The following is a 19,221-nucleotide window of genomic DNA, read 5'->3' as shown; positions in this document are numbered from 1 at the left end:
CACCTGGAGCCCGCGCGCGGCGGTGGCACACCCCCACGGGAAAAAGACAGACATCACCACCCTGACGTGGACATGCGCGCCCGCGGTGTTCCAAAGATATATCCAGACAGGAATGACATACACCGCGTGCGGGCGTCCCCAGGCGGAGACGGGGGTGCGGATGACCCGAGCGTGTGTGTCGCAATCAAGACTCCGCGTGTATCACCACGCGGTTCCTACTTATTGCGCGGACGCTGACAGTCTTTAGACTTTTCAGACGCGAAACACCCCCGCGTGAGTCACCACATCCAAGGAATGCACCATGGCCCTCCCGTCCACGCTGCGTCTTCCCCCGACCGCGGAGATCTCCTTCGGGTCCACGGTGCTGAAGCAGCCGGAGCTGTTGCGCCGGGCGTCCCGGGTGGCGCGGCGGCTGCGGGCCGAGTGGGACGTGCGGCCGGGTGACCGCGTGGGGTTGATGGTGGTGCCCGGGCCGGAGGTCATCCCGGCCATCCTGGGCATCTGGATGGCGGGCGCGGCCTACGTGCCGTTGGATCCCTTCCTCCCGGACGAGCGGCTCCTGCGCATCCTGCGCGACGCGGGCCTGCGCGGCGTCGTCACGCAGCGCATGCACCGCGTCTCCGTGGGGCTCCTGGAGACCTGGCTGGGGACGCCCCTGCCCTTCCTGGAGGCGGATGCGACGGCGGTGGATGGCGCGGAGGACGGCGACGTCCCGGACGTCATCGACGCGCCGCCGGACCGGCCGGCCTACCTCATCTACACCTCCGGCAGCACGGGTGAGCCCAAGGGCGTGGTGTGCACGTTCCGGGGGCTCGTGAACCTGGTGCACGGCGTGGGGCCGCTGTTGGGCCTGGGGCCGGACACGCGGCACCTCCAGTTCGCCAGCATCAACTTCGACGCGTCCGTGTGGGAGGTGTTCCCCACGCTGTTCGCGGGCGGCGCCGTGGTGCAGGGCACGCGCGAGGACCTGCTGCCCGGCCGGCGCATGGCGGAGTACCTGCGCCAGCAGCGCGTGACCCACCTGTGCCTGCCGCCGTCCGTGCTGGGGCAGCTGGGGCCGCACGTGGACGCGCTGCCGGACGTGGCGTGCGTGGTGATGGCGGGCGAGCGCTGCCCGGCGCCGCTCGCGGAGCGGTGGCATGCGTCCGGCCGCCGCGTCTTCAACGCCTACGGCCCCACGGAGGGGACGGTCTGCGCGACCGCGTACCAGGTGAAGGGCGGCGAGTCGCCCGTGCCCATCGGCCAGGCGCTGCCGGGCGTGCGGCTGCGCGTGGTGGGAGCGGAGGGCCAGGACGTCGCGCTGGGCGCGACGGGCGAGGTGTGGATTGGCGGCGAGGGCGTGGCGGAGGGCTACCGCAACCAGCCCGAGCGCACACAGGAGCGCTTCCCCACGGACGCGCAGGGCGCCCGGTGGTACCGCACCGGGGATGAGGCCGTGCGCCGCGCGGATGGGGCGCTCGTGTTCCTGGGCCGGATGGACCAGCAGGTGAAGCTGCGCGGCTTCCGCATCGAGCTGGAGGCCATCGAGCAGGCGCTGTACGCGTACCCGGGCGTCGCGCAGGCGGCGGTGACGGTCTTCGAGCACACGGACGCGCAGGGCCAGACGACGGGCCTGCTGGTGGCGTACCACAGCGTGCAGGAGGGCCACACGGTGTCGCTGGACGCGCTGCGCGCGCACCTGGGCGTCGCGCTGCCGGACTACATGGTGCCGCACCGCTTCGTGGAGCTGCCGCGCCTGCCGCTCATGCCCCACCTGGGCAAGGTGGACCGGCAGGCCCTGCCGCCCCCCGCGGACTGGGTGGGCGCCACCGCGTCCGAAGCCCGCGCCGCGCCCGAAGCGCCCTCCGTCCCCGCGACCCCCATCGACCGGCTGTGCCGCGCCTTCGAGCGGGGGCTGCGCGCGGCCCCGGGCACCGTCACCGCGAACACGCACTTCTTCCAGGCGGGCGGCGACTCCCTGGGCGTGGCGCACGTGCTGGCCCAGGTGGAGGAGGACTTCGGCGTGTCGCTGCCGTCGCGCCACGTGTACTCGCACCCCACGCCCCAGCTGCTGCTGCCCTTCTGCGAGGCCGGCGCGGCCCCGGCCGAAGCAGGCCCCCAGGGCGTGCGCGCCACGCTGCTGACCGACGCGCGGTCCGCTGGACTGCCCCGGCTCACGGCGCCCGTGCTCGCCACGCAGCCGCCGCGCACGCTCCTGCTCACGGGGGCGACGGGTTTTCTGGGCATCCACCTGCTGGCCGCGCTGGCGCCTCGCGTGGAGCGCATCCACTGCCTGGTGCGGGCGCGCGACGACGCGGAGGCCGGCGCGCGGCTTCGCGCCACCGCGCGCAAGTACGGCGTGCACCTGCCCTGGCGCGACGGGCGCATCCAGGCGGTGGCGGGCGACATCACCCGGACGCGGCTGGGGCTGGAGGCGTCCGTGCATGACGCCCTGGCGCTCCAGTGCGACGCGGTGGTGCACTCGGCCGCGAGCATCAGCTACATCCTGCCGTACGCGGACGCGGGGAGGCCCAACGTCGCAGGCACGCAGCAGGTGATTGCCTTCTGCGCGCACGGCCGCGCGAAGCCCCTGCACCACGTGTCCTCGCTCAGCGTCCACGGCGCGGTGGGCACGCTGCTGGGCCTGGAGGAGGTGGACGAGGACTTCGCGCTGGAGCGCTCGCTGGACCTGATGTCCTACGAGAACGGCTACACGCGGGCCAAGTGGGTCGCGGAGCGGCTCGCCGTGGACGCGCGCGACAGCGGCCTGCCGGTCAGCATCTACCGGCCGGGCTTCATCCAGGGCCACAGCCGCACGGGCATTGGCAACGCGGACGACATGCTGTGCCGGCTGCTGGTGGGCAACGCGCAGCTGGGCATGTCGCCGGACCTGCCGGACAAGTACTGGCTGCCGGTGCCGGTGGACTACGTGGCCAGCGCCACCGCGCACCTGGTGCTCACCCAGGCGCCGGGCGGCACGTACAACCTGGCGCCGGAGCGCGAGCAGGAGCCCTCCCACAACGCCCTCTTCGACATGCTGGGCGAGCACGGCCACCCGGTGCGCCGCGTGGCGCCGGCGGTGTGGCTGCGCGAGCTGGGACGGGTGGGGCCGGACAACGCCCTCTTCCCGCTGGTCGCGTTCCTGCGGGAGAAGGTCTACCACGGCACCCGCACGGTGCTGGAGCTGCACCACCGCACGCCGCGCGTGCGCACGGACCACACCCGCGCCGCGCTGGCGGGCACGGACATCCAGTGCCCGGACATCGACGCGGCCCTGCTGCGCCGCTACGTGAAGGACCTCTTCGCGCGCCACCGCTCCGCGGCCCTCGCCGCGTAGCGGGGGCGAAACGTCAGTGGTGCGGCGGGAACTTCACCTGTCCGTCACCGAAGCGGTAGTGGGCCATCACCGGCTGGTGGTCAGAGGACTCGGTGGAGCGGTCCACCTCGAAGAGGACCGGAACCAGCGAGCGCGTCGCATAAAAGTTGTCGAAGCGCTTGCCCGTGGCGTGCACCACGCCGTGGCTGTCCGGGTGCGAGGTGAGCGTGGCGCAGTCCGCGATGTCCTGCAGGCGCCACCACGCGGGGCTGTGCTTGGGAATCTGGCCGGAGCTCAGCTCCTGACGGGCGTGATGCGGCGTCGTCAGCGAGTGGTCCGCCAGCCGCACGCGCACCGTCGTGGCGTGGCAGACCGTCTCCGGCAGGTCCTGCTCCATCATGTGCAGCTCGTGGCGCAGGCGCGGATCCGCGATGTTGCCCACGCCGCGGTCGCCCACCGTGACGTTGTGCATGTCGTCGCCGTAGCGCTGGCGGAACTCCTCGATGGTGTCCGTGTCGTTGTCCTGCTTCGGGTGCAGCAGGTGCGCCACCAGCCAGGAGCCGCCCCGCTTGATGGCGGTGTTGGCGTTGAAGTCACCCAGCACGACGGCGGGGACGCCCTCACGGCGGCGCAGGAGCGCGTTGAGCTGGCGCAGGTTGAGGGCGTTGATGGCCGAGTCCCCCAGCGCGTGGTGCAGGTTGTAGAGGTAGAGCGGGCGGCCCTCCACCTGGAGCTTCAGCCACAGCACGCCCCGGTCCTCCACCAGCTCTCCCGAGTAGCCCTGGCGCGCGATGGCGTCATTGCGCTCGGCGTCGGTGAGGACGTAGGTGAAGTGCGCGGCGTCCACGATGGGGTGGCGGCTGAGCCACGCCTTGCCGTTCACCAGCCGGGTGCCGTCGTCGCCGTCGCTGCCCTGGTACGCCAGGTGGAAGCCGAAGCGGGACGCGAGCAGCACGGACATGGGCACGCCCGCCTCCTGCAGGCCGATGACGTCCGGCATGCGGTCCTGGGCCTCCAGCTGGGTGAAGTACTCCAGCAGCGCCTCCTGGCGCTCGCCGCCCATGAGGATGTTGTAGCTCATCACCGTGAGGCCCGGTCCCCGGGGCGCGCGCGGCGAGGGGTGGTGCACGATGAAGGTGCGGCCGTCGCCCAGCCGGCGCTCGCTCGAGGGCAGCGGCACGGCCTGGAAGTCCGGCAGGGTCAGGGTGGGGTCACGCTTTGGCAAGATGTCCTCCTGCCCGCCCGGCTTGCGTCCGAGCAGGTGTCCGACGGCGGGCAGGTGTTCCAGCACTTCGGGCATCTTCATGCCGCCCTCCCCTTGCTGGGGCGCCAGGCCCGCGAGGTGCCATGAGCAAAGGGGAAGCGATGTCGGGCGTCATGCCGTCGCGCTGTGGATTCCACCGAGCCTCCATCCAGAAGTCCTCCGCTCAAGTTCGTGGCGGCAGGCCTCGTCTGCCAGCGGCATGCAGGGGGCGGGCGCTCGGCCGGAAGGTCGCCCTGCGTGCGCCGGGCATGAGGCGGGTGTCGGACGGTGCGCCTCCGTCCGCGGCGGAATCGGCCCGGGCATGGGGCGCGGATGGTTAGATGGGTGGACGATGAAGGAACTCGATGACCTGTCGCGGGCATGCGGCCGTGCCTCCGGTCCGGTGGTGTTGGCGACGGTGGTGGCGGTGTCCGGGTCGTCGTACCGGCGCCCGGGCGCCCGCATGTTGATGGGCGCGGAGGGCTGGCTCGCGGGCGGGGTGAGCGGCGGGTGTCTGGAGGGGGACCTCGTGCGCAAGGCCTTCTTCTGGACGTCGGATGGGCCGCGCGTGCTGCGCTACGACACCACCGGCGACGCCGCGGAGGACGAGGGCGGCCTGTCGTTCGCGCTTGGGTGCAACGGCGTGGTGGACATCCTGCTGGAGCGCTGGGAGCCCGGCCCGGGTGACGCGCTCGGCTTCGCGGCCGAGGCGCGCAAGCAGTCGCTGCGCGCGGTGGTGGCCACCGTGTACCGGGGCCCCGCGGACGCGGTGGGTTCGCGGCTGATGCTGCGCGAGGACGGCGTGTCGGGGGGAACCTTGAAGGGCGCGCTGCTCGCTCCGGTGCGCGCGGCGGCCACGGAGGCGTTGGTGCGCGGCGTGCCCTGGAGCGGCGCGTGCGGGGACGCGGAGGTGCTGGTGGAGGTGGTGGATCCGGCGCCGCGGGTGGTGGTGTTCGGCAGCGGCTTCGACGTCGCGCCCGTGGTGTCGCGCGCGCAGGGGCTGGGGTGGCACCTCACGGTGGTGGCGGACCGGCCCGTGGACCTGCTGCGCCGCAGGTTCCCGGGGGCCCAGGCACATGTCGCGTCGCGGGCGAGCGAGGTGCTGGAGAAGGTGCCGCTGTCCGCGCGCAGCGTGGTGCTGGTGATGACGCACAGCCTGCCGCAGGACCGGGAGCTGCTGGAGCGGCTGGTGCCGCTGCCGGTGCGTTACCTGGGAGTGCTCGGGCCGCGCGCGAGGACGGAGCGCATCCTGCGGGAGCTGGCGCGCCCGCCCACCGCCGCGCAGTTGGAGAAGCTGCACGCGCCCATGGGGTTGGACCTGGGCGCGGAGGGCGCGGACGAGATTGCCCTGTCCATCATCGCGGAGGTGCAGGCGGTGCTGGCCGGGCGCGACGGGGGACGGCTGCGCGAGCGGCAGGCGCCCATCCACGCGGAGGCCACCGCGCCGGAGCGCAAGTCGGCGTGAGGGACCGCATCAACGAGACGCACGCGCCCCACGGGCCCGGAGCGGCGCATGGGCCCGCCCGCGCGTGGGGGCGTGCATGACCGTCGCCATCGTGCTGCTCGCCGCGGGGGGTTCTTCGCGGCTGGGACAGCCCAAGCAGCTCTTGCGCCACGAAGGCACGTCGCTGGTGCGGCGCGCGGCGGAGCGGGCCCTGACCGCGAGCCCGGAAGTGGTCGTGGTGCTCGGTGCGCGGCGCGACGATGTCGCCTCGGAGCTGGACGGGCTCGCCGTGCGGTGCGTGGACAATCCGGACTGGGCGCTGGGTCAGGGCTCGTCGCTGCACGCGGGCCTGCGGGCGCTTCCCCCGGACGTGGACGGGGCGCTCCTGATGCTCTGCGACCAACTCCGCGTGGACGCGGCCCACCTGCGCTCGCTCATCGACACCTTCGAGCGCACGCGCGCGCCCATCGTCGCGTCCGCCTACGCGGGCACCCGGGGCGTCCCCGCCCTCTTCTCCCGCGCCCTCTTCCCCGAGCTGGAGGCCCTTCCTCCCACGGGCGGCGCACGCGGGCTCATCGCCCGGGCCCCTTCGCGCGTCGTGGAGGTTCCGCTGCCCGGCGGCGAGGAGGACGTGGACACCGCCGAGGACGCCCTGCGCCTCACGCGCCCCGGACGCGGTGGGTGATTCCCTCCGGCCCGGCCACCAGCAGGTCGGTGGTCAGGTTCAGGAACAGGCCGTGCGCCATCACCCCGGCGCGGGACTCCAGCTTCGCGGCCAGCGCCGCCGGGTCGCTGATGGGACCGAAGTCACAGTCCAACACCACGTTGCCCTGATCCGTGTGGTACGGCGCCCCGTCCAGCGCGAGCCGCGCCACCACGCGCGCACCCAGCGACTCCAGGAACAGCGCCTGCGAGCGCCAGCCAAAGGGCAGCACCTCCACCGGCACCGGCCACTTCGAGCCCAGCCGGGGCGACAGCTTGCCCGCGTCCACCACGATGATTTCGCGGCGGCTGGCCTGCGCCACCACCTTCTCGCGAAGGAGCGCCCCACCGCCGCCCTTGATGAGCGACAGGTCCGGCGCCACCTCGTCCGCGCCGTCGATGGTGAGGTCCACCACCGGATGCACATCCAGCGTGGTGAGCGGCACGCCCAGCGACACGGCCAGGGCCTCAGTCGCGTGCGACGTGGGGATGCCCACCACGTCCTTCAACGTCCCGGCGGAGAGCAGCGCGCCCAGCCGCCGCACCGCGTACGCGGCCGTGCTGCCCGTGCCCAGCCCCACGACCATGCCCGGCTGGATGAAGTCCACCGCGCGCTCCGCCGCCGCGCGCTTGAGGGAAGCCGAAACACTCTCGTCGGAAGTCATCGCGGGCTCTGGGAAGGAGACGGCCTTAGTGCGGCGTCCCAGGATGCCCGGAGTCAACCGGGGGTGCACGCCGCGCTTCACTTCGCGGCGACGCGAGTGGACCCGCCAACAGTGCCTCGTCCACGTTCCCCAGTCCGGAAGCCTGGGCCGTCAGGCGCCGCTCGCGCTTCCACGCCTTGCGCCGCTCGCGCTGCACCTCCGTGAGCAGCACCTGCCCCGCCGCCGCGGCCGGCACCGCGAGGATGACGCCCAGGAGCCCCGCGACGGAGCCCCCCACCAGCGCCACCAGGGAGATGAGCAGCGGGTTCATCTTGATGGCGCGCCGCTGCACCAGGGGGCTGAGCAGGTGGGACTCGAACTGCTGGTAGATCATGAACAGCGCCAGCGCGAGGATCGCCCGCTTCGAGCCCACCGACGCCAGCGTGGTGACGCTCACCAGCAGCGCGGTGATGACGCTGCCGATGTACGGGATGAGCCCCAACACCATCGCCACCAGGCCGAGCGGCAGGAAGTACGGCACGCCCAGCGCCAGCGACATGCCCGCCGTGAAGGCGCCGCCCACCGAGACGATGAGCAGCGTGCCGACGAGGTAGTTGCCCACCGCCTCGCGCATCCGGCCCACCACGCGGCGCACGCGGGGACGGCTGCGCGGGCGCACCCAGCCCAGGATGCTCGCGTAGAGGTCGTGTCCGAAGAGCAGGCCGAACACGGCCAGCGCCAACAAGGTGACGCCCGCGCCCAGCAGCTCCACCGTGGACGACAGCACGGTGATGAGCGGCCTGGCCAGCACGCCGGGCTCCATGTTGAACGCGTCCTGCGGATGCGACAGCACGCCGAAGTGCTCATCCAGCTTCCGCACCCAGGGGGCCTGGGTCAGCTCCGTGAAGAAGACCGGCGCCGCCTCCACCAGGTGCTGGAGCTGCTCCACGAGCAGCGGCACCAGCGTGAGGATGAGCAGCCCGATGATGCCCAAGAGCGTCAGCGCGATGAGCGCCACGCCCAGACCCCGGCGCAGGCCCCACGACTGCAACCGGCGCACGACGGGCTCCGCCGCCAGTCCCAGCAGCAGCGCCGCCGCCAGCAGCGTGAGCACGGGCCCCAGGCTCCGCATCGCCGTGCCCAGCAGCACGAGCAGCACCACCTGGACACCGACCGACCACACCGTCCGGGGCGGCACGTAGACGGGGAGCCCCTTGCGCGAAGGCCTCATGCCCCCAAGGTAGGGAGCACCCTCCAGGCAGGCGACGGGCCTCCACAGGCCGGTCCCGGTTTACCCGACGTGACGTTGGAGCCCGGCTGGTGGGCAGGCGGGCAGCCGGTGGCGCCTGACCAGCGCTCCGGGCAGACTGCCGCGCCCATGGACAAGCCCCAGACAATGCGGTCGTTCGTGAAGCTGCTGGTGACGGATGCGCAGGCGTCCGTGCGCTTCTATGAGGGCCTCGGCTTCGAACGCATCGCGTCGGACCCTCCCATCCTCCGCCTCCAGTGGGGCGGCGAGTCGGACGTGTACCTCGTGAGCCCTCCTTCAAGCCTGAAGCTGGAGGGACGAAAGGGCATGGGCGTGCTCGTGGGCTTCCGCGCGGGCTCGGACGGCGTGGACGCGGTGGCCGCGAAGGCGGCGGCGCTGGGCGCGCACGTGGAAGGCCCCACGGAGCAGCCCTGGTACACCCGCGAAATCGTCGTCACGGATCCGGACGGCTACCGGCTCAACTTCATCGAGCCCGCATGACGCCTGGCCTCCACTTTCGCTCCACGCCCCGTCCCCTTAAGGGGCGTGGAGCGAACGATGGAATCCACGCCGTTGCGCGGACCCGGGGATGCCGCCCCGACACTTGATTGCCCCAGCGGCTTGCGCCAGCCTGTCACGGCCTCCGTGAGCCCGCCCCGCTACTTCGTTCCCCACGCCGCCAGCCCGGTTGAACCGGTGCCGTGCGATGCCTCGGAGGTCGTCCACGTCCTGGACGCCTTCCGGCTGGAGCCCGCGTACCTGGGCGAGCCCGAGTGGTTCGTCTGCACCGACGTCGTGGGCCAGCTCCAGCTCATCCCCGGCAGCGAGCGCGCGCGGCTGCCCGCGTCCGTGCAGGCGCAGCTCGCGCATCATGAAGTCGCCTCCGGCAAGCCGCCGCGCCGCCTGGCCGCGACGGAGCTGTTCTTCTTCGCCCCGGAGGTGGTGGAGCACCCCTCCAACACGGACGGCTTCAACGACCCCGTCTACCTCTACGGCACGCTCACGGGCCCGTGGCCGGGCAACGCCGTCACGCGCGTGAACGGGCAGCTCACCGTCACCCGGGGTGACGTGCTCGCGGGCTTCGCGCATGGCGCGCAGGACGCCTTCCACTACGTGAAGGACGCGGAGAGCCGCGACGTGCCCCGCGCGTACCACGCGCTGTTGCCGGGCGACCGCGCGGATCAGCTGGCGCAGGGGCGCGGGCTCGTCCTCACCTACCCCGCGGTGCCCGCGGAGTTGCAGGCCCACCACGCGGCCAATGGCGCGCAGGTCGCGAGCGTGCTGCACACGGTGCTCACCCAGCTCCAGGAGGACGCGCGCGCGAACCAGGGGCCCCAGGCCATCGCTTCGCTGGAGCTGCCCGTGCCGAGCCGCGCGATGGCCATCGCGGACCTGGAGCTGCGCGGCTACGAGGTGAAGGGCGACCTCGCCACGCCGCGCCCCACGAAGGGCGGGCTGGTGGGGAAGCTCGCCGGCTGGCTCCAGGACGAAGCCGTGCGCGTGCCCCGGGAAGCGCCGCCTCCCGAGTTCCTGGAGCTCGCGCGCCGCGTGCTGCCGCTCCTGCCGGGCTGGCCCACGGAGACGGAGCGCACGCTGCGCGCCCACGTGCTCGCGGGCACGCTGTCCCCGGGCACGCCGGTGATGCGCCCCGCAGTGCCTCGCGCGCCCACGCCGCCCGCGTCCATCCCGCCGCGCCTGCCCACGCCGCCCGTTCGCTCCAGCGATTGGATGCAGGACTTCATCGGCGCGCACGGCAAGCCCGGCGGCGCGAAGCCGCGCCTCACGCAGCTGCAACCGGAGCCCGCGCCCCGGCCGCCTCCCGCGAAGCCTTCATCCCCGGCCACATGGCAGGCGGACTTCGCTCCAGCTCCGGCCGCGCCCGCCCGTCCGTCCAGCAAGCAGCAGGAGAAGGCGCCCACCCCTCCCGGCGAGAAGCCAGCCTGGATGAGCGACTTTGACGACTGACCCCGTCCGTTTGCGGTGCTCGCACACCGGGCGATAGCGTTTTCACCCTCCAGAAAGGCAGACCATGGGACACGAGAAGCCGATCGAGCCGTTTTCGGACCTGCACCGCGAAGGGGACCGCGTGCGCGCGGTGCTGCTGCACGACCCCACGGTGGAGGGCCTGGACATGGCCATCTACATGGACGCGTCCGGCAGCATGCGCGAGGAGTACGCCTACAAGGCGCAGCAGCGCACCTTCCTGGAGTGGCTGCGCGGCGCCCCCATGAAGGAGGCCTCCAACGACGTGGAGCCGCAGGTCCGGTGGATGCTGGAGTATCTGGCCACCAAGGACCGCAACGGCCTGCTCCGCGTGGCCTACTGGGCCTGTGGCACCAACGGCCGCCAGGTGGAGCCCGTGGGTGAGCTCAAGGGCACCGACGTGAAGCAGTACAAGTTCCCCGGCGCGAAGCAGCTGGGCGGCTTCACGTACCTGGAGCCCGCGCTGCGCGACTACGTGAAGTACCTGGAGGAGCAGGTGAAGGTGGGCGCCAGGCGCGGCTGCGCCATCATCGTCACCGACGGCCGCCTCCATGACGCCGAAGCGGTGGAGAAGTTCTCCGCGGAGGTGGCGAAGAAGATCGCCTCCGGGCGCCTGCCGCGCATCAACTTCGTGCTGGTGGGCGTGGGCGACGACATCGACGAGGAGCAGCTGGAGCGCATCGCCCACGCGGAGTTCCCGGGCGTGGGTCACCTCTGGTGCCACCGCATCGCGAAGGAGATCACCCAGGTCGCGGAGCTGGTCGCCGTGCTGGTGGACGAGACGATGACGGTCGCCGCCGGCGGCACCATCTACGACGACAAGGGCAAGGTGCTGAAGACGTACGAGGGCCGCCTGCCCGCGGTGCTGGAGTTCGACGTGCCGGAGGAGGCCAAGAGCTTCACGCTGGAGGTGAACGGCCAGCGCTACACCCAGCCGCTCCCCGACGAAGAGCACCACGACGAGGACGAAGACGAGGACCACCACTGATGGCCGGCCACGAAGTCATCAACCGCCCCTTCTCCGACGTCCACCGGATGGGCAACAAGGTCGTCGCGACGCTGTTGCACGACCCCACCGTGGAGGGCCTGGACGTGGCCCTCTACATGGACGGCTCCGCGAGCATGGAGAACGCGTACGGGCCGCGCGGCATCCTGGCGAAGCTCGCCCCGGTGAAGAACCAGGTCGAGCCGCAGATGCAGTGGATGCTGGAGTACCTGGCCAACAAGGACCGGGACGGCAAGGTGCGCGTCACCTACTGGGCCTGCGGCGACGGCACCCAGCTGGAGATGGTGGGCGACCTCACGGGCCCGCAGGCCAAGGGCTACCGCTTCCCCGGGCCCAGGTCCTACGGCAAGGCCACGGTGATGCTGCCGGTGCTGCGCGACTTCGTGGCGCACATCAAGCAGCAGGTGGGCGAAGGCGCCAAGCGGGGCCTGGCGGTCATCATCACGGACTCGCAGATCAACGACGCCCATGACGTGACGGCCTACGCCACGCAGGTGGCCAAGGAGATCGCCTCCGGCCGCCTGCCGCGCATCAACTTCGTCTTCATGGGCGTGGGCGAGCACGTGGACGAGGAGCAGATGGAGGAGATCTCCCACACCACTTATCCGGGCGTGGGACACCTCTGGTGCCACCGCCACGCGGACCGCATGGAGGAGATGGCGGAGCTCGTGGCCGTGCTCGTGGATGAGACGATGACCGTCGCCGCCGGCGGCACCGTCTACGACGAGCAGGGCAAGGTGCTGAAGGTCTACGAGGGCCGCCTGCCCGCGGTGCTGGAGTTCGACATTCCCCCGACGTGCAAGCGCTTCACGCTGGAGGTCGCCGGCCAGCGCTTCGACCAGCCCGTCCCCGAGGAGCACGAGGACGAGGACCACCACGACGAGGACGAGGACGAAAAGCCCCAGGCGGCAATGCCTCCGGCCGCCGCGCCCTCGCACTCACGCCGCGGACACCGCCACTAGGCGACAGGAAGAGCCAAGCCATGCCGGAGCAGAAGAAGAGCGGTTCGCGGTTCGGCGCGTTGAACATCAAGGGCCTCAAGGAGGCGCAAGCAGGCGGCAACGCCGTGCAGCGCCACGTCCACGGCCCGGGGTGCGACCACGACCATGGCCCTGAAGGCCATGATCACCATGGGCACGCGCATGCGCACGGCGAGCCCCACGTGCACGGACCTTCCTGCTCCCATGGCCACGACCACGGGCATGACCACCACGGCCATGCCCACTCCCAGCGCGTCATCCGTCCGCCGGCCCACCGTCCGGCGGAGGGGGGTGGCGCCGCGCTCCAGTTGGATCTGGAGGGCACGCTGCCGGGAGAGACGGACGACCAGGGCCGCTTCGCGCGGCTGGAGGCGGCCCTGGAGTCGCAGCACGGCATCACCGACGTGCACCTGCGCCGCGACGCGGGCCACGCGGAGGTGTGCATCCACTACCAGCCGTCGCTGGTGAGCGTGTCGAAGCTGGTGAAGCTCGCGCAGAAGACGGGCGCGCAGGTGGCCGCGCGCTACCTGCATCACACCTGGTTCGTGCGCGGGATGGACTCCGCGGACGCGGCCCAGGTCATCGAGCATGCCGTCTCCAAGATGAAGGGCGTGCTCACCGCCAGCGTCGCGTACGCCAGCGAGCGTCTGGTCATCGAATACGACAAGGAGGAGCTGAAGCTGCCGGACGTGGAGGCCCGGGTGAAGTCGCTCGGGTACGGGCTGGAAGTGCCCATGGCGGGCCACGCCTGTTCGCACCACGCGCACGGCGGCGGTCTGGCGCCGCTCCTGGAGCTGCCCCTGGTGATCGCCTCCGGCGTGCTGCTGGCCGCGGGCTTCGTGGTGGAGCACTTCGCGCTGGCGCCGCCGCTGGTGGCCACGGTGCTCTGGGCGCTGTCCATGGCGAGCGGCGGCTTCTTCGCCATCCGGGGCTCGGTGCAGTCCATCGCGCAGCTGCGCATCGACATCGAGACGATGATGGTGGTGGCGGCGCTGGGCGCGGCGGTGCTCGGCGCCTGGTTCGAGGGCGCGTTCCTGCTCTTCCTCTTCAGCGCGGGCCACGCGCTGGAGCACCGGGCCATGGAGAAGGCGCGCCGCTCCATCGAAGCGCTGGGCCAGCTGCGCCCGGAGGTGGCGCGCGTGCGCCGGGGCTCCGACGTCGTGGAGGTGCCGGTGGCGGACGTGAAGCGCGGCGAGCGCATCGTCGTGCGCCCGGGCGACCGCGTCCCGCTGGACGGCGTCATCCTGGAAGGCAAGAGCTCCCTGGACCAGGCGGCCATCACCGGCGAGTCCATGCCGGTGGCGCGCAAGCCGGGTGACGAGGTGTTCTCCGGCACCATCAACTGCGAGGCGGCGCTGGAGGTGGAGGTGACGCGCCTGTCGTCGGAGTCCGTGCTGGCGCGCGTGGTGGACATGGTGGCGCAGGCGGAGGCGCAGAAGGGCAAGCGGCAGCGCTTCGCCCAGCGCCTGGAGCGCACCGTGGCGCCGCTCGTGATGGCGTCGGCGATTGTGTTCCCGGTGGTGCTGGTGCTGACGGGCACGCCGATGAAGGAAGCGGTGCTGCGCGCGGTGGGGCTGCTGGTGGCCGCGTCGCCGTGCGCGCTCGCCATCTCCACGCCGTCCGCCGTGCTCTCCGCGGTGGCGGCGGCCGCGCGCGGCGGCGTGCTGATCAAAGGCGGCATCTACCTGGAGCTGTTGAGCGGCATCCGCGCCATCGCCTTCGACAAGACGGGCACGCTCACCGTGGGCCGCCCCCGGCTGCTCACCACGTGGGCCGCGCCGGGCGTGACGCGCGAGGAGCTCTTGGGCACCGCCGCGGGCGTGGAGGCGCTGTCCGCGCACCCGCTGGCCAAGGCGGTGGTGGACGGCGCCGCCGAGGCGCGCATCGCCGTGCCCGCGGGCCGCGACCTGGAGGCCATCCACGGCCAGGGCATCCGCGCGAAGGTGGGCGACGACGCGGTGGAGGTGGGCAGCACGGCCCTCTTCGCGGGCGAGGCGATTCCCTCGGAGGTCACCGCCGAGGTGGCGCGGCTGGAGGCGGCGGGCCAGACGACGATGGTGGTGCGCCGCGCGGGCCGCTACCTGGGCGTGCTGGGCGTGGCGGACACGCTGCGCGGCGGCGCCCGGCAGGTGGTGCAGGCGCTGAAGGCGGGCGGCATCGAGCGCACGGTGATGCTGTCCGGCGACAACGCGCTGGTGGCCCGCTCCATCGCGCAGCAGGTGGGCCTGGACGAGGCGAAGGCGCCGCTGATGCCCGTGGACAAGGTGACGGCGGTGAAGGAGCTGGGCCGCACGCACCCGGTGGCCATGGTGGGCGACGGCGTCAACGACGCGCCCGCGCTCGCCGCGGCAGCCGTCGGTGTGGCCATGGGCGGCGCCGGCAGCGACGCGGCGCTGGAGACGGCGGACGTGGTGCTGATGAGCGACGACCTGGCGAAGCTGCCCTTCGCGCTGGAGCTGTCCAAGCGCGCCACGGCCGTGATGAAGCAGAACCTGGTCATCGCGCTGGGGGTGAGCGCGGTGCTCGTGGTGGCCGCCGTGCTGGGCCTCACGCGCATCAGCCAGGCCGTGGTGCTCCACGAGGGCAGCACGCTGCTCGTCGTCTTCAATGGCCTGCGCCTGCTCGCCTTCCGGCCGAAGACGCCCGCCTCGCCGCCCCAGCCCGCCACGGGGCCCCAGCCCGCCGCCGGTTAGCCCGCACGCGTCATGCTTGGCGTGGCAACTTCCCCCACGCCCAGAGGAGCGGGCGCACGCGGGACGTGTTGTCTTGCAGGCGGCATGACTTGAAGTGGATGCATGCAGCGCGTCGTGAGTGGGGTGTCACAGGCGGCGCGTGTTGAACGTGGCATGGTGGGAAGAGCCATGCCTGTCAGCGTCTTCGACCTCTTCAAGATTGGAATTGGACCCTCCAGCTCGCACACGGTGGGGCCCATGCGCGCGGCCCGCACGTTCGTGGTGGGGCTGTCGGACGCGGGGCTCCTGGAGCGCGTGACGCGGCTCAAGGTGGAGCTGTTCGGTTCGCTGGGCGCGACGGGCAAGGGGCACGGCAGCGACAAGGCGGTGCTGCTGGGCCTGCGCGGCGACACGCCCGAGGACGTGGACGTGGAGAAGGTGCCGGCCATCGTCGCGCACTGGCGCGCGGAGGGGCGCGTGTCACTGCTCCAGCGGCTGGTGCTCCCCTTCCGCGACGGCGAGCACCTGGTGATGCACAAGCGCAAGGTGCTGCCCTACCACCCCAATGGCATGCGCTTCACCGCGTTCGGCGAGGGCGGGGAGACGCTGGCCTGCCGCATGTACTACTCGGTGGGCGGCGGCTTCGTGGTGGACGAGCACGCGGCGGCGGGCGCGGATCCGCTGCGCGCGCAGAGCGCGTCGGTGCCGCTGCCCTTCAAGTCCGCGGAGGAGCTGCTCCAGCACTGTGAGCGGGAGAAGCAGCCCATCAGCGCGGTGATGCTGCGCAACGAGCTGACGTCGCGGAGCGAGGAGGACATCCGCGCGGGGCTCCTGCGCATCTGGACGGTGATGCAGGCGTGCGTGACGCGCGGGTGCACCACGCCCGGCATCCTGCCCGGCGGGTTGAAGGTGGAGCGGCGCGCGGCGGCGATGTACCAGCGGCTCATCAGCCGGCCGGAGGCGGGGCTCACCAATCCGTTGACAGTGCTGGACTGGGTGAACCTGTACGCGCTCGCGGTGAACGAGGAGAACGCGGCGGGCGGTCGCGTCGTCACCGCGCCCACGAATGGCGCGGCGGGCATCATCCCGGCGGTGCTGCACTACTACTGGCGCTTCGTGCCGGGGGCGAACGCGGACGGCGTGGTGCGCTTCCTCCTCACGGCGGGGGCCATCGGGTCGCTCTACAAGGAGAACGCGTCCATCAGCGGCGCGGAGGTGGGCTGCCAGGGTGAGGTGGGCAGCGCGTGCTCCATGGCGGCGGGAGGGCTCGCGGAGGTGCTGGGCGGCACGCCGCTGCAGGTGGAGAACGCGGCGGAGATCGCCATGGAGCACAACCTGGGGCTCACCTGCGACCCGATTGGCGGACTGGTGCAGGTGCCCTGCATCGAGCGCAACGCGATGGCGTCCGTGAAGGCCATCAACGCCGTGCGCATGGCGCTGTCCGGCGACGGGAAGCACTTCGTCAGCCTGGACAAGGTCATCAAGACGATGCGCGACACCGGCCGCGACATGAAGGACAAGTACAAGGAGACCGCGCGCGGCGGCCTCGCGGTCAACGTCCTGGAGGTCGCGAACCTCAGCGTCGGCCTGCCGGAGTGCTGACGACTCCGGCGGCTTGAAGCGCTACCGCCCGTAGCAGACGCAGGCAGCGCTCCAAGGCACCGGCGCGGACGGGCCTACCGCCTGCGCTTGCCACCGCGCCCGGCGGACACGGGCACCGCCTTCACCACCGGGGCGGGCCTTGCGGAGAGCCAGGCCTCGACCTCCTTCGACTGCGCGGTGCGCCCAGAGGACCTGAAGCGCGCGAGCGCCTGTGACGCCGCGTCGCGCGCCTCCGCCTCTTCGCCCTCCGTCCACAGCGCCTGCGCCAGCGCGAAGCCGGACTCGCCCAGCGAGTCCTCCTGCACGTCCTTGAAGGACAGCGCCTGCTTCAGCGTGGCGATCGCGTCGCGCGTGCGTCCCAGGCCCAGCTGCGCCTGCCCCACTCCATCCAGCGAGTAGTAGACCAGCTCGTCGTCCGGCCCCAGCTTCGCCTCCTTCACCTTCCGCGCTTCCTCGTAGTCCCGCAGCGCGTCCTCGTAGCGCTTGAGCGCGAGCAGGCTCATGCCCTCCTCGTCCAGCGCCTCCGCCAGCTTCACGCTCTGGTTCCCCAACAGCGTGCGGTGCAGCGACACCGACACCCGCGCGTGCTCCAGCGCCCCGGTGAAGTCCCGCTGCTCGCGCAGCGCCATGGACAGCGCCTGATGCCGGCGCGCCGTGTCCAGGTGCACGGGCCCCACCGCCTTCTCCGTCTGGGCGAGCGCGTCCTTCAGCACCGTCACCGCCTGCGCGCTCTTGCCCGTCTCCAGCAGCGTGCGCCCCAGCGTGAACGCCACCCGCGCCCGCTTGGGGTGCCCCTCCGGCAGCGCCGTCGCCAGCAGCCCCGACGCCTGCTCCAGCAGCTTCAGCGCGTCGTCCGGGCGATCCTGCATCAGCGCGAGGTTGGCCGCGTTCACCTTCAGGTCGCTCTCCAGCACCGCGTCGCCGCCCACGCGCTTGAGCGTCGCCTCACCCAGCCTGCCCCAGCGCTGCGCGAGCGCGAACTGCTCCTGCTCGCCGTCCACGTAGAGCAGCTTGTTCATCACCGCCACCGCGAGCCGGTCCGCCCTGCCGGCCTCCGCGTCGTAGACGGCCTGCTCCAGCACCGCGCCGCCCGCGGCCTTGTCGCCCAGCACCGCCTGCGCCCAGCCCAGGTGGAACCGCAGCTCCGCCATCAGCGGCAGGTAGCCCGTGGCCATCACGCGCGCCTCCGCGGCCTTCGCCAGCTCCAGCGCCTTGGGCATCCGGCTCAGGTCCACGCGGGCCTTCACGTCCGCCAGCGTCCCCTCCAGCGCCTCCAGCTCCGCGCGCTTCGCGGGATCCGCCGGCCGGGGCTGAAGCTCCGTCAGCGACTCCACGTCCGCGCAGTCCCCCGGCGAGGGCAGCGCGTACGCCGCGTCCAGCGACTTGTCCACCAGCGCCACGTCCGCCGTCTGCAGCGTGGCCACCAGCGCGCCCAGGTCCTTGCGCCGCCGCTCCAGGCACACGAAGCGCTGGGACAGCAGCTCCTCCGTCTGCACCTCGCGCACGCGCGTGTCCTCGCACGTCGCCGTGTGCTGCTTCGCCCACTCCGCGCCGTAGCCGTCCAGCACCTCGCCCACCCGGCGCGCCATGTCCTGCGCCACCGGGCTCTTCGTCGCGAGGAACGACTGCTTCACCTTCTCGCGCGCGTCCGTCCCCCAGCGCTCCGCCACCAGCGCGGGCGCTCCTTCGCACACCTGCGAGCGCGACCAAGCCACCCCGCCCGCCACGCCCAGCACCACCGTGGCCGCCACCGCCGCTCCCGCGCGGCGCTGGAGCAGGGCCCGCCGCTCCCGCTGGCCCAGCACCGTCAACAGCTCCGCCATGGAGCGGAACCGGTCGCGAGGCTCCAGCGACAGGCCCTTCATCAGCGCGCGGCGCACCCACGCCGGCACCTTCGAGTCGCGCGGCGGCTCCAGGATGGGCGACGGCGGCAGCACCTGCACCGCCGCGGCCCTTGTCACACCGGGCCCCTCCTCCGCGCCGGCCTGGGGCCGCAGCTGGGACGCCACCCGCGACAGCTCGTCCGGGTCGAACGGGCGGATGCCGTACAGCGCGCGGTACAGCGCCGCGCAGAAGCTGAATTGATCCGACCGCGAGTCCAGCAGCTCGCCCCGGAACTGCTCCGGGGACATGTACGCGGGCGTGCCCATCACCAGGCCCGCCTGCGTCAGCTGCGAGTTCAACGGCGAGTCGTCACCCACCGGCCGCGTGCGCTCGCCGTCCTCGTCGTCGTCCTCCGCCTCGCCCATGGGCCGCGCCAGCCCGAAGTCCGTGACGTAGACGCGCCCGTCCTTGCCCACCAGCACGTTGGCCGGCTTGAAGTCCCGGTGCACCAGCCCCGCCGCGTGCGCCGCCTCCAGGCCCCGCCCCGCCGCCAGGTACTTGTCCAGCAGCGCCTGCC

General features: G+C 72.4%; 13 protein-coding genes. 9 read left to right on the top strand and 4 right to left on the bottom strand.

The window, feature by feature from the left end:
- Positions 1–301 precede the first annotated feature (301 nt).
- On the top strand, positions 302–3,316 hold the full coding sequence (locus D7W82_RS29685; protein ID WP_120621560.1) for an amino acid adenylation domain-containing protein: 3,015 nt from the start codon (positions 302–304) through the stop codon (positions 3,314–3,316).
- Positions 3,317–3,329: 13 nt separating this feature from the next.
- On the opposite strand, the gene D7W82_RS29680 is transcribed toward D7W82_RS29685, so the two are convergent.
- The gene (locus D7W82_RS29680; RefSeq protein ID WP_120621559.1) at positions 3,330–4,601 is read right to left on the bottom strand and encodes an endonuclease/exonuclease/phosphatase family protein; all 1,272 of its coding nucleotides are present in this window, start codon (positions 4,599–4,601) and stop codon (positions 3,330–3,332) included.
- Positions 4,602–4,890: 289 nt separating this feature from the next.
- Here D7W82_RS29680 and D7W82_RS29675 point away from each other — a divergent pair, with 289 nt between their 5' ends.
- On the top strand, positions 4,891–6,003 hold the full coding sequence (locus tag D7W82_RS29675) for an XdhC family protein (protein ID WP_120621558.1): 1,113 nt from the start codon (positions 4,891–4,893) through the stop codon (positions 6,001–6,003).
- A gap of 76 nt (positions 6,004–6,079) precedes the next feature.
- Positions 6,080–6,667 carry an NTP transferase domain-containing protein gene (locus D7W82_RS29670; RefSeq protein ID WP_120621557.1) on the top strand — a complete coding sequence of 196 codons (588 nt, stop codon included), beginning with the start codon at positions 6,080–6,082 and terminating at the stop codon, positions 6,665–6,667.
- On the opposite strand, the gene rpiA is transcribed toward D7W82_RS29670, so the two are convergent.
- Together rpiA and D7W82_RS29660 are read right to left on the bottom strand one after the other, a co-directional pair.
- On the bottom strand, positions 6,642–7,349 hold the full coding sequence (gene rpiA, locus D7W82_RS29665) for a ribose-5-phosphate isomerase RpiA (protein ID WP_120621556.1): 708 nt from the start codon (positions 7,347–7,349) through the stop codon (positions 6,642–6,644). The two genes, D7W82_RS29670 and rpiA, sit on opposite strands and share 26 nt — an antisense overlap.
- Before the next feature lie 25 nt (positions 7,350–7,374).
- Complete coding sequence (locus D7W82_RS29660; RefSeq protein ID WP_120621555.1) at positions 7,375–8,559, bottom strand: AI-2E family transporter; 1,185 nt, start codon at positions 8,557–8,559, stop codon at positions 7,375–7,377.
- A 165-nt stretch (positions 8,560–8,724) separates the two neighbouring features.
- Between D7W82_RS29660 and D7W82_RS29655 the strand changes: the two genes are divergently transcribed.
- From D7W82_RS29655 to D7W82_RS29630, 6 genes are all read left to right on the top strand, one after another.
- Entirely contained in the window at positions 8,725–9,078 is a 354-nt protein-coding gene (locus D7W82_RS29655) for a VOC family protein (protein ID WP_233588010.1), read from the top strand.
- A 120-nt stretch (positions 9,079–9,198) separates the two neighbouring features.
- A complete protein-coding gene (locus tag D7W82_RS29650) occupies positions 9,199–10,542 on the top strand; it encodes a hypothetical protein (protein WP_233588009.1) in 1,344 nt (447 codons plus the stop codon).
- Between the two features lie 64 nt (positions 10,543–10,606).
- Positions 10,607–11,548: a vWA domain-containing protein gene (locus D7W82_RS29645; protein ID WP_120621552.1), complete on the top strand. Its 942-nt coding sequence runs from the start codon at positions 10,607–10,609 to the stop codon at positions 11,546–11,548.
- Positions 11,548–12,528, top strand: a complete 981-nt coding sequence (locus D7W82_RS29640; protein ID WP_120621551.1) for a VWA domain-containing protein — start codon at positions 11,548–11,550, stop codon at positions 12,526–12,528. The genes D7W82_RS29645 and D7W82_RS29640 overlap by 1 nt, the downstream gene beginning before the upstream one ends.
- 20 nt (positions 12,529–12,548) lie before the next feature.
- Positions 12,549–15,239, top strand: coding sequence for a cation-translocating P-type ATPase (locus tag D7W82_RS29635; RefSeq protein ID WP_120621550.1), 2,691 nt, complete (start codon positions 12,549–12,551; stop codon positions 15,237–15,239).
- A gap of 168 nt (positions 15,240–15,407) precedes the next feature.
- Positions 15,408–16,820 carry an L-serine ammonia-lyase gene (locus tag D7W82_RS29630; RefSeq protein ID WP_120621549.1) on the top strand — a complete coding sequence of 471 codons (1,413 nt, stop codon included), beginning with the start codon at positions 15,408–15,410 and terminating at the stop codon, positions 16,818–16,820.
- Between the two features lie 74 nt (positions 16,821–16,894).
- Here D7W82_RS29630 and D7W82_RS29625 read toward each other — a convergent pair.
- Positions 16,895–19,221 (bottom strand): serine/threonine-protein kinase (locus tag D7W82_RS29625; RefSeq protein WP_147439620.1); only part of this gene is annotated, 2,327 nt, incomplete at its 5' end.

The organism is Corallococcus sp. CA049B (assembly GCF_003611685.1).
GTDB classification, from domain to species: Bacteria; Myxococcota; Myxococcia; order Myxococcales; family Myxococcaceae; genus Corallococcus; species Corallococcus coralloides.
This window is presented reverse-complemented; position numbering and strand designations above follow the sequence as displayed.

Bases quoted from the DNA above. Each gene is read 5' to 3' on its own strand.
- D7W82_RS29685 (WP_120621560.1), top strand. From the start codon at position 302: ATGGCCCTCCCGTCCACGCTGCGTCTTCCCCCGACCGCGGAGATCTCC.
- D7W82_RS29680 (WP_120621559.1), bottom strand. From the start codon at position 4,601: ATGAAGATGCCCGAAGTGCTGGAACACCTGCCCGCCGTCGGACACCTG.
- D7W82_RS29675 (WP_120621558.1), top strand. From the start codon at position 4,891: ATGAAGGAACTCGATGACCTGTCGCGGGCATGCGGCCGTGCCTCCGGT.
- D7W82_RS29670 (WP_120621557.1), top strand. From the start codon at position 6,080: ATGACCGTCGCCATCGTGCTGCTCGCCGCGGGGGGTTCTTCGCGGCTG.
- rpiA (WP_120621556.1), bottom strand. From the start codon at position 7,349: ATGACTTCCGACGAGAGTGTTTCGGCTTCCCTCAAGCGCGCGGCGGCG.
- D7W82_RS29660 (WP_120621555.1), bottom strand. From the start codon at position 8,559: ATGAGGCCTTCGCGCAAGGGGCTCCCCGTCTACGTGCCGCCCCGGACG.
- D7W82_RS29655 (WP_233588010.1), top strand. From the start codon at position 8,725: ATGCGGTCGTTCGTGAAGCTGCTGGTGACGGATGCGCAGGCGTCCGTG.
- D7W82_RS29645 (WP_120621552.1), top strand. From the start codon at position 10,607: ATGGGACACGAGAAGCCGATCGAGCCGTTTTCGGACCTGCACCGCGAA.
- D7W82_RS29640 (WP_120621551.1), top strand. From the start codon at position 11,548: ATGGCCGGCCACGAAGTCATCAACCGCCCCTTCTCCGACGTCCACCGG.
- D7W82_RS29635 (WP_120621550.1), top strand. From the start codon at position 12,549: ATGCCGGAGCAGAAGAAGAGCGGTTCGCGGTTCGGCGCGTTGAACATC.
- D7W82_RS29630 (WP_120621549.1), top strand. From the start codon at position 15,408: ATGCCTGTCAGCGTCTTCGACCTCTTCAAGATTGGAATTGGACCCTCC.